The following is a 15,248-nucleotide window of genomic DNA, read 5'->3' as shown; positions in this document are numbered from 1 at the left end:
CTCCGTAGCTCTACTGTAGCGTTTCTGAGACTGCTCCGGTTCTGTTTGTCAAGGTTCAAGTGAGCAAGTTTGGCTAGGAAGGTTGGGGGTTTTGGGGAGAGGCGGGCGTGTTTTCCGGACCAGCTTCGATGGTGGCTTGGGCTGGGGGGGATGGTTCAGAGCTGGGGCTGCCCGCCGAGACGGCCACCATGGCATGACGGATCACCAAGTCCCCCAGCTTGTAACCTGGCTGATATTCGATGGCTACCACATCCTCGGGATAGTCTGGGCTGGGCTGACGGGCTATGGCTTCGTGCAGGTTGGGGTCGAAGGGCTGGCCCACCGATTTCATGCGGGAGACGCCCATCTTCTTCAGGCATTCCACCAGCAGGCGATAGACGCTCTGGTAGCTGTTGTGCAACTCCCGCTCGCGGTCGGTTTCCAGCTTCAGCTGCTGCTGAGCCCGCTCAAAGCTGTCCACAACAGGCAAGATCTCCAGCACAAATTTCTGCCGTTCTTTTTGGCTGAACTCTTCTTTTTCCCGCTGGGTACGCCGCCGGTAGTTTTCAAAATCGGCGTAGAGGCGCAGGTAGGCGTCTTCTTTCTCTTTGAGTTGCTGGCGGACAACTTCCAACTCGTGCTGGAGCTGCTTGAGAGCTTCACCGGGATCTGGAGAAGGCTCAGCTGCGGTTTCTCCGGAGGAGGTACCGGCTTCTGCTTCGCTATCTTCCAAAATCAGCTTCTCCAGCTCTGCCTCTACGTCGATCTCTTCTTCCTGTAGTTCAGGATAGGTATCTTCTGGGGCCATCGGTTGCTTCTCTTCGGCAGTCATGGGCGATGTCGGCAAGTGTTAGCAATGAGCAGTGACTCGGATATCCCCAGTTTGGCAGTTTCAAAACCGCCGCTGCACTCAGCCAAACCAGGCTCTGTGTTGATCGTATTCTACCGGGTTCTCTTTCAGCCAGTTGAAGTCAATATCTTTTCTTTCCTAGCCGACCAGCAGATGTTCCCGTGGCCGGCCCAGGCAATCGGGGAAGTAGATCTTGGCCAAGTCGGGGATTAGGCGCCAGTTGGGGCTGTAGATGGGTTGAATGGGGGAGTGGGTGTGAATGTAGTAGACCAGAAAGTCGCGGATGCTATCGGCTGAGATCCACAGGGTTTGGGCTTCTTGGAACATGCTGTAACCGCCGCCGCCGCCGGCTCGGTAGTGGTTAATGGCCAGGCGAAAGGTCTGTGCTGGTTCCACCGGCTGTCCGCGGAATTGTAAGGTCACCAGGCGCTTTCCTACGGGGCGGGTGAGATCGAAGCAGTAGTCGATGCCGTGGTAGAGGTCGAAGGTGTAGCCGCGGGCTTCGGGGGCCACGACGGCAGCAGGATCGGCGGGAAGGTGATTGGGATCCAACTGGCGAAAATAGCCGGCAGTCTGTTCCAGGGCGCGCCGCAGAATATCTCCGGTGATCTCCAAAACGCAGAGGGTGTTGTCGTAGACGGTGAGGCTGTAGGCATCTTGCAGGGAGATGGGGCCTGCTGACAGGCCGGCGCTGCTGCAGATGTTGACCAGGGAGAGCTCTGCGGGGAATCCTGCCTCCCGCACTGCTTGCAATTGGGCCTGATGGAGCAGCTCTGCCAGAGGGTTGGCCCCCAGACGGGCTGCCAGACCGCCGCTATAGGCAGAACGGGCTTGGCCAATGGGCTGACGGATGTAGCGCAGGGTGGCTTGATGATAGGGCTCTGTCAAGGCCAAGAGTTCGGGATCGGGAGGGATCCCTTCGGCGGAGAGGAGCTGTGCGCTTTTGCTGATGATTTGCCAGCGGCTGCCCTGGCGCTCCAGCTCCAGGGATACCTGGGAGAGGTGGCTGCCCCAATAGCCGGGCTGCACCACTAGAGCTGGGGATCCCCCCAGACCGGCGATGGTCTGGTGGGTATGGCCGGAGAGGATGACGTCAATGCCGTCCAGTTCGGCCAGGGCCAACAGTTCGTTTTCCCCTGCCAGGCTTTTGTTGCTGCACCAGCCGGAGCGATCTGGGTTGTGCCAATGCTCAGGGGTGCGCAGGGGGGGCAATTGGTTGGGGCCGCTGTGCAGGATCAAGATCAAGACATCCACCTGAGGTCGCAGCAGCGACAGGTAGTGGCGGGCAGTCTCCAGCAGGGGGGCAAAGCGTAGGCCCAAGATGTAGTCCGGGCGCTCCCAGGTGTCGATGCGGGGGGTGGTCAGCCCCAACAGGCCAACGCGAACCCCGGCCAATTCCCGGATCAGGTAGGGCTGGAAGAGGGGATCCCCATTCTGGCGGAGGATGTTGGCGCAGAGCACCGGACAGCGGAGATCGCCGATAAAATCCTGGAGAACTTGCAGCCCAAAGTTAAAGTCGTGGTTGCCGGGGGTAAAGGCGTCGTAGCCCAAGGCGTTGAGAGCATGAGCCAAGGGGTGAGGGGAGACGCGCTCCACTTGCGCATAGTAGCTGCCTAAAGGGGATCCCTGAATGGTGTCGCCGCTGTCGATGAGCAGGACGGGATCCTCACTGGCTGCTCGCACGCGCTTGATGAGGGTGGCCAGCTTGGCTAAACCGTGCTCCGCAGGGATCCCGGTGAAGTAGTTCCAGGGATGTAGATTGGCATGGAGATCCGAAGTGTGGAGAATTGTTAATCGCATTCTCATATCATAGCCAAAGTCAAAGCCCAACCCAAACTCGTCAGCCCAGCAAGAACAGCACCTGCACACAGCCCACCAAAAAGCCGAGGAGGCCGCCTAAGTTGACAATGGCCTGGAGTTCTTGGCGCACAATCTGCTGGATGGCCTGCTCCAGGTCGGCAGGGGAGGTGGCGTTGACTTTATCGGCAATGACCTGATCCAGGTTCAACACCGGGATCACCTGCATCATCAGGGATTCGAGATCCCGTTCTAGGTAGCGCTCCAAGACCAAAGCCAGGTCGGCGCTGATCTGATCGATGGAGGTGATCAACGCCTTGGAGTTGCGCAGGCGTCCCAACACCAGGCTGGCCACTTTTTCCCAATCGATGGTCTCCCCCAGCCCTTTGATAACCTCTGGCCCTTGGCTGCGCAGGTAATCTTGGATCCCGTCGCGGAGGGCACGGCGCAACTGACGCACGGCGGAAACCGGCAGGTTTTGCAGCGAGAGGTTCTGCAGGATCTCGGTCAGGCGGCGGGAGGCGTTGATGTCTTTGAGCAGATCTTCCAAGATGGCTTCTGCCCCTTCCGGCTCTTCTAGACAATAGGTGCGCAGGCGCAGCAGGGCATTTTTCAGGCCGAACAAGTTGGCCACCACCCAGTAGGAGCCGGTCGCTCGTTCACGAAACTCCTCGTCAAGGGATTCGATGTTGCGATCGGTGAGAAAGTCCACCAAGTTCTGCCGCAACACCTTTGGGGGCAGCGCCTGCTTCAGGATCCACTCCGAGAGCTGCTTAGCCTGCTCGCTGCTGAGGCGCAGCTCCAGCAACACTTGGTCGAACAGTTGGTTAATGGGCCCTTCCAAAAAGGTTTCTTGGCGGGCAAGCACCTTCACCAGGCGGGGCAACGACTCGTTAAACAGGTCGGCTAAAATGCGCGCCAACACCTGAGCAGTTTGCTGCTGTTGCTCAGGGTTTTGCAGCCGATCCAGGGCTACCCCCAGCAGCCAGCGGATCCCTGCTTGCATGCGCTCGGTTTGCAGCAGCTTACGGGCCAGATTGTGCAGTTCCTCCGGCGTGAGCAGGGATCCCATGATGGTCTTGGCGATCTGCTTGGCCAGACGGGGTTGGTTCTGCGGGATCAAACCGGGGGTGAAGGGGATGCGCCAGCCGAAAACCCGATAGGGGCGGTAGGGCCGGAACAGCATTTTGATGGCAATGTCGTTGGTGAAATAGCCGATCACCAGCCCGGCCAGCGGGGGCACAACGTAGATCCAGAAGGCCATGGAACCAATGGAGGGGGCTCTCTTCTACTCTACCGAGCTGCCCCGAGTCACTTCAGCCAGCCATAGGGCAAAAGAGGGTTGGCCAGTTCATTGGATGATCAGGCTATCGGTCAGTTCCAGCTCCACCAGCGTATTGGGCTGTAGCGTCACCACCCGGTCGATATTGGTACTGCCTGCCGCAGCACCTGCCAAGCTGCCGGCCAAGATCGGCAAAAAGCCCCATCCCCCTGTGAGAATTCCCAAGGCCAACCCACCTGCTGCCCCATAGCCTGCCCCGCGGGCTACAGTTGTGCCGACATCGGCGTTGCGATCCAACCCGACTGGTAGCGGCGCAGATTGGCCTCTCACCAAGTAGGTGGAAGAGCCGATGGTGAGGCGGTTGGCCACAAAGCGGCTGCCGACGACCCGCTCTTGGGGATCGGCGCTCTCCGACTCCCGACCAGGAAACTTCTGTTCTCGGTAAACCGGCTCAAAAGTGCCCCACACCACACTCCCTGCCGGGATCACCACCTGGCCAAAGCGATCCACCACCGGCTCGGAGACTTCCAGGTGGCCGTTGATGGCCTGGTAGGGCTGGAAGGCGATGGGGCGGTAGACCGTGAGGAGAATACGGGTGCCGGCAGGCAGCTCGCCCCGCGTGGCTCCGGAGAGATCCCCACCTGGGCTGAGGTCGGGCCGACGTTGATAGGAATAGGCTTCGCCTTGGGGGGGGTGTCCACCTGGGGCCACTGGAACGGGCACCACCGGGATCGGATCCAAAACCGGAGCCGTGGGATCCAGCGGCATTTGCGGCACCTGAGGTACAGGCGGTAGGGCCGGTGGGGCGGCAGAGCTGGGGGAGGGCGGAGCACTCAGCAAGGGCAAGGTAGGGACGGGATCCCCCCTGGGGGGTACCGGCTGAGGGGTGAACTCGAACTGCTGAGCAGCAACCGGGGTAACGGCACCGGCTATCAACACCCCCCAAAAGGAACTCCTCTGCAACAAATGCAGGAACGGCTGCAAGGTTGAGCTCATGGATCCCATCCGGTCGCAACTGGCAGTAGCTTAACATCCTGCCCCGCTTGTGCCCACTAGATTTAGTAGGTATTAAGGGATCGGAAGCTCTTAAAACACTATTGAGCCTGTTCGGGGTCTGGATCGAGTTTTCCCTAGGGGCTGGGGGAAGGAGAAGGAGTCGGTCCGCCGGGATCCCCTGGCTGGGGGGCTGGGGATTCTGGCTTAGGAGACTCTGTAGCCTCACTCTCCTGAGCCTCGGGGCTGGACTCCGGCTTGGGTTCTGCAGGAGACCGTCCTTCTGGAGAAGGAGAAGGTGAAGGCTCTCCGCCAGGCTGTGGAGTGGGAGTGGGTGTAGCTTCCGGCGTGGGGGTCGGTGTGGGTGGCGTGGGGGTGAGTGTTGGGGCGGGCGTAGGTGTCGGGGTTGGTGTTGAAGTCAGCGTGGGAGTGGGTGTTGCTGTCGGTGTTGGGGTTGGGGTTGGTGCGGGTGTTGGAGTTGGTGTGGCAGTGGGCTGGGCGGCCTGCACCTGGAAAGACCACTGCTGGATGGCAGTGTTGCCGCTGGTATCGGCAATTTGGACGGCGATCAAGGTCGGTCGATCGGTGGGCAGCGGCTCGGCTGGGGTGTAGGCGAAGCCGGTGCGGGTGAGCTGGGCTTGGGCGGTGACATCCACATTGTTCACCAGCAAGGTAAAGCTATTCAGGTCAATTCCTTGGTCATCTTGGAAACGGGCTGAGATGGAGGGGCGAGGGTTGTCTGTTAGGGATCCGTTGGGAGGGGCCAGTTCGCTGATGGTGGGGAAGGTGGTGTCGGTCACCCGCCCGATGGTGATGGTCTTATCCGGCAGCTGCACCAGGGTTACCAGTCCATCCCGCTCCAAGCGGGCAAAAACAGGCGCTTCTGAGGCCCGGTCTTGGCTGCGGAAGGTGTAGCTGCCCTCGTATTGCCCTGGGCGGGTTTCCTGCAGTGGCAGGTTGTAGGCAATGCCGGGGATGGAAAACGATCCCTGCGCCCCTGGGGATCCCAGCAAAAACACGGTAATCGTATCTCCTGGGTTTACAGATCCCAGCTCTTCGCGGGCAAAGAAGGTTCTCACCTCTGGAGCGGCGGGCAGCGTTTCCACCAGAGGCTCAATGGGAATGTCCGGCGTGGCCAGGGGTTCGGGCGTAGGAGTGACCTGGGCAAGGAGCTCGGTACGGATCCCAGGGCCGGGAATGGCAGCCCCCACCGGCGGATCCAAATTGGGCACCCGGCCCACCTTGGCCAGCGCTTGGTAGGTAAGAGCAGCCACTTCCCCCCGCGTGGCCACCGCCTGGGCATTCAATTGGGTGGGGTTGGGGTAGAGCACTAACAGCCCTTCCTGAACTGCTGTCGCGATGGGGGCGCGGGCAAAGTTGGGAACCAAATTGGCATCGCCAAACCCGGCCAGGATCGCGTCAATTTGACCGGGATCCTCGATGAGCCTACCGTTGGTGGCGGCACGGGTCAGGACAGTGATGGCCTGCGCACGGGTGAGCACATCGTTGGGGCGAAAGGTGCCGTCCGGAAAGCCGGAAACAAACCCTGCCGCTGCCGCCGCGCCGATGGAGGGAGCCGCCCAACTGGGAATGGGATCGGCAAAGGAGCGCACAGGAACGTTGGTATCTAGGCCAAAAGCTTTGGTGACAATGACGGCAAATTGGGCACGGGTGATGGACTCGTTGGGACGAAAGGTGCCATCCGGGAAGCCGCCGATGATCTGCCGTTCATTCAACCCGGCAATGTACTGGGCACCCCAATAGGTGCTGATATCAGAAAGTTGGGCCCAAGCGGGATCCCCAAGCCAGGCCAAGCTGCTGCAACTGATCACCAAAGCCGCAGTCTTCCAACCCTGCCAAAGGGAAAGCTTACGCATCGTTCACACCTCAGGTTCTTGGTACAGGATTCAGGTCTCGGATCCCCACTCTTGGCTGGGAGAGGCCATAGAAACTGGCCGGACAGAAGAGTTGGAGAGGATATCCAAACCGCACATCCAGACGAGGAAACCTTCCGAAAAGTTCTATTTGGCCGTCGGTTTCGCCAACCTCTTAAGGGGCAGGATTGGGGTAGCGCTGGTGAACCGCTTCGATCTCCGCCAGGATCTGCGGGGACAGCTCCACATCCAGGCAACTGAGGTTCTCTTTGAGTTGGGTCAGGCTGGTGGCCCCAATGATGGTGCTGGTGACAAACCAGCGGCTGCGCACAAAGGCCAAAGCCAACTGGGCCGGTGTCAGACCGTGCCGGCGGGCAATTTGCACATAGGCGGCCACCGCTTCTTCCACATTCGGCTTGCGGTACCGCTGGCCAAAGCCTTCAAACAAGGCCAAACGGGATCCCGGCGGCTTCACCCCCCCCAGATATTTGCCCGTCAGCAGCCCAAATCCGAGCGGGCTGTAGGCCAGCAAGCCCACCTGCTCGTGGCGGCAGACTTCCGCCAGGCCCATTTCAAACGTGCGGTTGATGAGGCTGTAGGCATTCTGAATCGAGACCACCTTGGGCAACCCCAGTTGCTCGGCCACCTGGCAGAACTTGCTCACCCCCCAAGGGGTTTCGTTGCTCAGGCCGATGTAGCGAATGAGACCCTCTTGCACCAATTCCGCCAGAGCCTGCAACTGCTCGGCAATGGGAACGGTGGGCCGCTCCTGGCTGGGATCGTAGGCAACGCCCCCAAACAGGGGCACGTAGCGATCCGGCCAGTGGATCTGGTAGAGGTCGATGTAGTCGGTCTTCAGGCGTTTGAGGCTGCCGGCCACCGCCTGCCTGAGGTTGTCGCGGGTAATGGACAGGGATCCGCCGCGAATCCAATGCCAGGGCCGACCAGGGCCGGTGATCTTGGTGGCCAGGATCAGGCGATGCCGCGGTTGGTGTTGTAGCCACTCGCCGATGTAGCGCTCGGTGGATCCCTGGGTTTCCGCCCGCGCTGGCACCGGGTACATCTCGGCGGTATCGATGAAGTTGATCCCGTGCTCCACCGCGTAGTCGAGCTGTTCGAAAGCCTCAGACAAAGTATTCTGCTGCCCAAAGGTCATGGTGCCCAGGCAGATCTCGGAAACTTGCAAAGGGCTGTGGCCAAGCTGGCGGTAGCGCATGGGGAATCTCCATCTAGACAGCGCGCCAGTCCCCATTGTGCCCAAAACCTGTCGGCCTACGGGATCCGCCGCTATGCCCCCGTTCCTATTTCGGTGCGGATCCCAGCAGGGGAACGTACTCGCGGTAGAGCTGACCCAAAATTTCCAGACCAATGCGGGTGCGGCTATCGGGGGGGCGAGCCTCAATGGCCGCCTTGACTTGCAAAATCGTGCCCACCGGATAGGGGGAGCGCAGCTCCTCCCGCTTGCCCAAAAACACATCCGTAAAGTAGTCGATCAGCCGCTTGACTTCCCCCACGTCTTTGCGGGAAATGTCCATATCCAAAACAGTGGTCAACTTGGCCCGCATAGCCTGAAAACTTTGCTGGCCGGTGTTGAGGGCCACCCGTTTGGCCAGGCTATCCACCACAATTTGGGTGATCTTCTCCACATTTTGGGTGACGATTTCTCGGTGGCGGGCGGCAAAGCGCAACTGAACCTCATCCAGGAATCGTTCTCGTTCCAGAATCTGGATGCCCTGTTGCTCCAGATCCACTCCATAGCTTTGCAACTGCTTGTACTGATTCAAAACCCATTGGTTGTAGAAGGAATCGGCCAAAACTCGCCAATAGCCGATGAGGGTGGCCTCGGCAAAGGGAACGCTGACCAAATAAGCTTCGCTGGTGATGTGGCGCAAATGCTCTGTCAGCTTGTCTCGCTCCTTCTCATCCAAGTAGGAGGTGCGCGGCACCCAAACTGCCCCGTACTCGCTTTTCACCTCCCCGGGCAGGGATCCGAAGAGGGTGTCAAAAAACTGATGAATGCTGAAGAGAAGAAACTTTCCCGGATCCTGAAGGCGGTTGAGCAGTTCCTGTTTTTTCTCCTCCTGATATTGAGTTACCAACTGCTGGGCCTCGGCGATCTGGCCGCGGGCCACCTCCACATCTTGCCGCAGCTTTTCAATCTCCTCCGAGCTCACCATCTCAACACCAGTAGGCTCCCGTTCCCCACTGAAATAGCTGCCCCCCAGCCCGCTGCCCCCAATGCCCACCAGGGGAGCGTCGCTGTCGTTGTCCAGGGTTAGAAGGCGAGCAAGAGCCTGGAGTCGAGCCTGCCGATTGGAGGAGCGCAGGGATCCCAGCTCCACCGGATCCCCACTTTCCCAACCGTCCAGCCCGCCGATGCGGTAGAGCGTGTAAAAATACTTGCTGAGCAGAAGCGCCAGCAGATGCCTGTTCTTGACCTCGTTGTACTCCAGGTAGGCTCGCAGACACAGTTGGAAGGCGATGTTGGGCAAGCTGCGACACACCTTCATAATCTGGGTGTAGACCCTTTGCAGGTGAGGCCGAAAGCTGCGTGGGATCGCCTCGGGCCGTAGGCCGCGCAACAAGAACTCCTGCTGGCGCAGATCTTGAGGGGTAAAGTAAAAACTTTCTTGCCAAAGCAGCTCATCCAAGTCACGGGCAAAAATCGGTTTCAAATGGTCGATGATTTGCACCACAACCGACTCGGTGAAGACCGGTATAATCTTTTCGATGTGAAGCTGATCGTAAACGGAGCGCAGCCGCTCGCTGCGGAAGTCTTCGATGGAGATCAGCCCCTTCATGGTTCCGATCCGACCGTCGCTCAGCAGGAACTTATAGACCACTTCGGCAGTGGCCCCTGGGGAGAGAACGGGAGTTCCTGTCAAGTCGGGGCAGATTTGCAGGGGGCGTAGCAGGCGGCTGGTTTCGCTGACGCTGAAGCAACTCCAAGCTGCCGGGTTTAACACCACCGACGATAGGGAGGCCAACAATTGCTTCTCGTCCAAGTCCTCCAGCCGAATTTCTCCCCTGGGAGCTTGGCGGGGTGCCGCGGCTGAAGCCGCCTGCGAATCCCGAACGGACGGAGGAGATAACGGTAGAGGAGACGCGCTCATGCAGCCAAGGCCGTTTAACCTCAAAGTTCACTCTAGACCGGCAAAGGATGGATAAGATGTGATCCGTATCTCTTTGTCCAATGGAAGTCTCTAAAGCAGAATCTGCCCAAAAACCCCCCCGCTGTTATCTATTCCCACCAGTATCTTGAAACGGTCAGCTTTTGGGTAGCGTGCAACCACGGTTTTAGGGATCCACTAAGGGATACGCAACTTTAGCTCTGGGGGATGAGGTTGCTGAGGCTTTTCCGCTAACCGCCCTCCAAGCCGGTTTTTCTGCCGCAACTCCTGGGCTAGGATAAACGGTCTGCCTACCAGTACGGGCTAGAGTTGCGTTTTAATTCGGGTTGATTCGGGATTGAGGTGCAGTGGTCATGACGGCCATTTTGATTGTGGACGACGATCCCACGATTCGGCTGGTGTTGAAGCGATCCCTGGAGCGGCAGGGCTACACCGTCGAGATGGCCAGCGGTGGCTTGGAAGGGCTGGAGAAAGCTCATCTCCTAACCCCGGGGCTGATTATCTGTGACTGGATGATGCCGGATATGGATGGGCTGGAGGTCTGCCGGCGCATCAAGGCGGATCCCAAGTTTTCCACCACCTTCTTTATTTTGCTTACCGCTCGCACCGAAGTCGAAGACCGCATCCAGGGCCTGGATGCCGGGGCAGATGAGTTCCTCAGCAAGCCCATCGATCCCAATGAATTGCGGGCGCGGGTGCGGGCTGGGCTGCGCTTGCACCAGCTCAGCTATGACCTGCAGCAGCAAACGGCCCGACTGCGGGCGGAGTTGGCCGAAGCAGCCAGCTATGTGCGTTCGCTTTTGCCCAAGCCGGCCGACTTCCCACCTCACCAAATAGCGATTGAGTGGTGCTTTTTGCCCTCCCAGGAGCTGGGGGGGGATTCGTTTAACTACCACTGGCTAGACGAGGATCACCTGGCCATCTACCTGCTAGATGTGTCAGGGCACGGGGTGGGATCCGCGTTGTTGTCGGTGTCGGTGATGAACCAGTTGCGTTCCCAGAGCCTGGCCGATACAGACCTGCGGCAGCCGGATGCGGTCTTGCGCGCCCTCAACCACTCTTTTCAAATGGGATCCCACCATGAGATGTACTTCACCCTTTGGTATGGGGTTTACCAGCCGGGATCCCGTTTGCTCTCTTTTGCCAGTGCCGGCCACCCACCTGCCCTGCTCATCCAGGGTCAGGATTCGCTCCTGCTGAAGACTGCCAACTTGCCCATTGGCATTTTGCCCGACCTCACTTTTCAAAGGGATCAGGTGCGGATCCCCGAGAACAGCCATCTCTACCTGTTCAGTGATGGAGTTTACGAAGTCATAAACCCCCAGAGAGAAATCTGGGGGCTGGACAATTTGATAGCCCTGCTGAGCAAGGGCGCTGGCAATAGTTTGGATCAGGTGATCCATCAGGCCCAATCCTTTCAGGGGCGGACGGACTTTGAGGATGATTTCTCCCTGCTCCGGATCAGCTTTGGTTAGAGGTGAGTTATGGCTATTGCAAGCTGCTTTGAGGCGATCCCTTGAGGATTCCCGTTTGCGACAGCTCCAGCCCCTTTCCCAAAGGAAGAGAGGAGCCGGGAATCGAGGCGATGCCCAGCGCGACCGGAAATGACCCTCTTGGCTCAAGGGGACTCTGTCCTGCTGTCGCGATCAGCCATCCGGCCCCTGGAGTTGCTCCCACTGAGCGGGGGTAAAGGTGCGCAGGGCCAAAGCATGTAGGCGGCCATCCTGCAGGTAGGCTTTCAGGGCCTCATTCACCAGCCGGTGCTGTTTGATCAGGGGCAAGCCCTGGAATTGTTCCGCCACCACAATGGCCTGGAAATGGTGGCCATCGCCGACCGTGTCTTCCACCTGTACTCTCGCACCGGGCAGGGCGGCCCGTACCAACGCCTCAATTTCTCGTGGATCCATGCGCTGTTGTCCCCGTGGTCTCACTGTGTCCAAGCTCAAGATCCCGCCTCGGATCTCGACCTGCTCATCCATTGTGCTCCGCACCGCTATCGCGTCCACCTTAGACGGTTCTGGGGCAAAACGGGATCCCTTCCGGCCCACTACGGGCAGAGGCCAGGCTGGGATGGCTCAGCACCAAGACCTCGGTGATGGGGCCGCGTTTGTGGCCCTGGGCGTTGATGGCACGGCTGGCGGAGATGGTCTGGATGGGGTAATCCCGGTACAGTTCCCGCACGAAGGGGCAATCGGAATTGGAGAGCAGCACCTGCACGCCTCGGTCGGCCAAGGTTCCAAACACCTCTCGCAGGCGGATCTGTTCCGCTTCGCCGAAGGCAAACCGGCTGTAGGCTGTGAAGCTGCTGCTGGCAGAAAGGGGATAGTAAGGGGGATCCAAATAGACGAAATCCCCGGGTTTGGCTCGTTCGAGCACCTGCCAAAACGGCTGCACCGCGATCTCCACGCCTTGTAAAACCCGTGCCACAGCCCGTAGGTTCTCCGCGTCGCAAATGCGGGGATTGCGGTAACGGCCCAAAGGAACATTGAACTCTCCCCGCGAGTTCTCCCGGTAGAGGCCGTTGAAACAGGTTTTGTTCAAGTACAGCAGGCGGGCAGCCCGTTGCGCCGGATCCTCGAAACGAGCCGCGCGGATGGTGTAGTAATGGTTCCGGCTGTGGTGGGCTTGGTGGTGGCTGAGCAGGGCAATGATCTCCTCCACCTGATCCCGCACGCAGCAATACACGTTTACCAGCTCAGGGTTGATATCCGACAAAACAAAGTGTCGAGAACCCGATGGGATCCCTTGGGCCAGATGAAAAAAGACCGCTCCACCCCCCAAAAAGGGCTCGTGATAGGTGTTCCAGGCGCGAGGAAAAAAGGGTTCGTATTGGCTGAGCAGTTGCCCTTTTCCCCCTGCCCATTTTAGGAAGGGACGCGCTTTAACGGCTGGCTCCGCTGGGGTGGGTTCGCAGGAGTCGGGTACAGGGTTCCAGAGTTCTTCCCGCCGCAGAGCACGCCTATGTCCAAGAGAACAAGGGTGGGTCATCGTTGGTTCAGTGATCTGGATTCTCTTCCAGCAGCTTTTCTAGCGTCTCGATCCAATGCTCCAGCTCCTCCAGCGCCTGCAACACTCCCCCTGGGTCGCTCAGATCTGCCTGCAGCAGCTGGGTGGTTTCTTCCAAAGTCAGGGATCCGGGCGGGCTGGCCAACCAACGGAGGTAGTGGGGCAGAAAGTTGCGCGGAGAACTGTGATAGCGGCGGTGACAGGCCAAGGCCACCAGGCTGGCAAGGCTAGCCTGATAGGCACTAAAGGGGTGGAGAAACAGCTCCGGCATCCCCACCCAGTAAAACTGGTGTTCCGGCAACAGTTCCACCGCATCTCCGCACAGCTCTTGACACAGCTTCAACCACTCTTCGCTCACCCAAAGAGGATAGGTTGCCACATTTTCCCATGCGGGGAGCCCCGACCGATAGAGAATCAGCTCCAGCCGACTGATCAAGCTCTGGTAAAACACCGCCTGCAACTGGGCTTCCAAATGGTGTATCAACAGGGCCTGGGCCAACTGGAGGCTGCCGGAGCGTTCCCGCCAGCGCTGCGGAGCAGTTTGCCCCTCTGGGTCGTAAAGAGCAGGCCTGCCCATGCGAGGGGATCCCACTGCCGAGGCAACCAGGTGATCCAGGAGTATTTGCTGCAAAAAGACGGTGTGAGCCTGCACCCCCCACGCTCGCGGCAGCAGTGCGGAACTCCCCTGCATCTCCTCCAGATCCAGCCAAACTTGGGGATCCTCAGGCCGGAGCCGCTGGCTGATGATAGCAAGAACCTTCAACAGGAGCTCGCTCCCGCCGGATCCCGTTTCTCCCGACCTGGGCGAGAACTCCGTTTCGCCGGGGCGAAAGGCTGCGCCCGCTGCGCGATTGGGCTTGTCTGCCTCGATTGCCGAGCCGACTTCTAGCAGCCAGGGTTTGGCCTGGGCCGCACACTCGGGGCAGAAGTCCTGCAGGGCTGCCCAGATTAGAGAGGTGGCCTCAGCAGAGGTCAGGGGCGGCACGGGATCCCCCCAGGGCGCATGCAGATCGCAGATGCGAATGGAACGTCCCATTGTTCTGCTTTTGAGGCGGTAATAGTGCTGGAACAGGTCAAACCGATCGCGGATCCCTTCCAATAGGTTCTCCAAAAAGGTCTGAGTCAGGCCCTGGCGGGCCAGATACAGCTCGGCAGCAGAGTCATAGCCCCGCCATTGGGCCTCCCACAGGTGGTCGCGGATCAGGGTGCTGAGGATAAACCCACCCAGATCGGCATGGGCTTCTAGGTGTTGGACTAGCCGCTGGTAGGCCACCCAGCGGATCTCCGCGCTGGCGTGAGTTTGTAAGCTCTGCAGCTGGACAAGAGTGTGCTCTGGGAGCGCAGCAGGCGAGTTCAGGGTCACTTGCCACAACTGCCGCCAAGCTAACCTTCCTGTTGGGTACTGTTGGTGGAGCAGGCACTCCAGAGGCTCCGGTTGTTGGTGACCCCGCTGCTGCAGGAGGCGACACAAAAACTGGCGAAAGGGGCGCAGCTCCGGCTCGGCACAAGCAGCGGCCAAGGGATCCGAGGGCCGATCCTCTCGCTCCTGCGGCGTCTCAGCTGCGGGTTCGCCGAGGGGAACGGCGGTCAGGGATTGCAGTTCCAGGGGGAAAAACAACAGCTGGCTCTGCAGGGAGATGACCCGCTCCAGATCCCTCCAGCTGGGGTCTGCCTTCGTCCAGGCCATCTCTGGTTCGGCCTCAGCCGGGATCGCTGTTGGAAGGCTGCTGCTCTCGCAACCCTCGGCAAGATGGGCTGCCAGGGCGAGCGCCTGCGTCAGCTCCGACAACTCCTGCAGCGCCACCGCCAGCTCTGGCGGGCTGAGCTGGACCACCTGCCCCCGGTAGCGCTGGGCAAACTGCTGCACCTGCTCCTCCAGTTCATTCCAGGTTAGGGCGCGCTTTTTCCCAGAGCCAGAGAAACGCTCGAAAGGGGGTTCAGCAGCAGGAAAGACCACCGGCATCAGCCTCCTAGAGATGGGGTCGTCCCTCTGTTGGCTTGTCGGCAGAGGGGTGTGCCCGCCTTTTGACCTCTGCCAAAGGGCAAATGGCTGGGGAAATCTGGGTTGGAGGTGCAGGCTGCGATCAGAGGGATCCGGATCCCTGCTATCCCCCCCTGGGGGTTCCCATCCTGGTCAGAACATAGCCTCACCGCTGCTGTGCTGCGCAAAGGCGGCAGCAACAGCCAACCCAAGCCTGAGCCATTCGGCAAGCTCGGATCCGGGATCCCGCATTCATTAAAGACTGCGACTGCGAAAACCGACGTGCCTCCTTGGGGGCAGGAAAAACCTGAGATGATTGTGACATTCTCCTTGGGCAAATGCAGCCGGCAGCGTG

General features: G+C 59.7%; 11 protein-coding genes. 1 reads left to right on the top strand and 10 read right to left on the bottom strand.

Going from position 1 to position 15,248, the window contains the following annotated elements; translation table 11 throughout:
* Nucleotides 1-73: 73 nt before the first annotated feature.
* From grpE to ACVWY8_RS08040, 7 genes are all read right to left on the bottom strand, one after another.
* Complete coding sequence (grpE, locus tag ACVWY8_RS08070) at nt 74-811, bottom strand: nucleotide exchange factor GrpE (RefSeq protein WP_414407151.1); 738 nt, start codon at nt 809-811, stop codon at nt 74-76.
* Nucleotides 812-967: 156 nt separating this feature from the next.
* A complete protein-coding gene (locus tag ACVWY8_RS08065; RefSeq protein WP_457394187.1) occupies nt 968-2,629 on the bottom strand; it encodes a bifunctional metallophosphatase/5'-nucleotidase in 1,662 nt (553 codons plus the stop codon).
* A 40-nt stretch (nt 2,630-2,669) separates the two neighbouring features.
* Nucleotides 2,670-3,890, bottom strand: a complete 1,221-nt coding sequence (locus tag ACVWY8_RS08060; RefSeq protein WP_011434466.1) for a DUF445 domain-containing protein — start codon at nt 3,888-3,890, stop codon at nt 2,670-2,672.
* A gap of 87 nt (nt 3,891-3,977) precedes the next feature.
* A complete protein-coding gene (locus tag ACVWY8_RS08055) occupies nt 3,978-4,904 on the bottom strand; it encodes a hypothetical protein (protein WP_457394185.1) in 927 nt (308 codons plus the stop codon).
* A gap of 134 nt (nt 4,905-5,038) precedes the next feature.
* Entirely contained in the window at nt 5,039-6,778 is a 1,740-nt protein-coding gene (locus tag ACVWY8_RS08050; protein WP_457394182.1) for an S-layer homology domain-containing protein, read from the bottom strand.
* 172 nt (nt 6,779-6,950) lie between these two features.
* Nucleotides 6,951-7,991: an NADP(H)-dependent aldo-keto reductase gene (locus tag ACVWY8_RS08045; protein ID WP_414330066.1), complete on the bottom strand. Its 1,041-nt coding sequence runs from the start codon at nt 7,989-7,991 to the stop codon at nt 6,951-6,953.
* A gap of 85 nt (nt 7,992-8,076) precedes the next feature.
* Complete coding sequence (locus tag ACVWY8_RS08040; RefSeq protein WP_457394179.1) at nt 8,077-9,888, bottom strand: hypothetical protein; 1,812 nt, start codon at nt 9,886-9,888, stop codon at nt 8,077-8,079.
* Nucleotides 9,889-10,259: 371 nt separating this feature from the next.
* On the opposite strand from ACVWY8_RS08040, the gene ACVWY8_RS08035 reads away from it, so the two are divergent.
* Nucleotides 10,260-11,381: a PP2C family protein-serine/threonine phosphatase gene (locus ACVWY8_RS08035; protein ID WP_457394176.1), complete on the top strand. Its 1,122-nt coding sequence runs from the start codon at nt 10,260-10,262 to the stop codon at nt 11,379-11,381.
* A 171-nt stretch (nt 11,382-11,552) separates the two neighbouring features.
* On the opposite strand, the gene ACVWY8_RS08030 is transcribed toward ACVWY8_RS08035, so the two are convergent.
* From ACVWY8_RS08030 to ACVWY8_RS08020, 3 genes are read right to left on the bottom strand one after another with little or no spacing between them, the layout of a single operon-like run.
* Entirely contained in the window at nt 11,553-11,885 is a 333-nt protein-coding gene (locus tag ACVWY8_RS08030; RefSeq protein WP_414330062.1) for a BolA family protein, read from the bottom strand.
* A gap of 28 nt (nt 11,886-11,913) precedes the next feature.
* Nucleotides 11,914-12,894, bottom strand: a complete 981-nt coding sequence (locus ACVWY8_RS08025) for a DNA adenine methylase (protein WP_457394173.1) — start codon at nt 12,892-12,894, stop codon at nt 11,914-11,916.
* Between the two features lie 7 nt (nt 12,895-12,901).
* Nucleotides 12,902-14,875, bottom strand: a complete 1,974-nt coding sequence (locus ACVWY8_RS08020; RefSeq protein WP_414406804.1) for a peptidase M3 — start codon at nt 14,873-14,875, stop codon at nt 12,902-12,904.
* Nucleotides 14,876-15,248: the final 373 nt, after the last annotated feature.

It is taken from the genome of Thermostichus sp. OS-CIW-32, from assembly GCF_054060415.1.
Note: the sequence above shows the minus strand (reverse complement) of the source record. Positions and strands in the feature narration are given on the sequence as shown.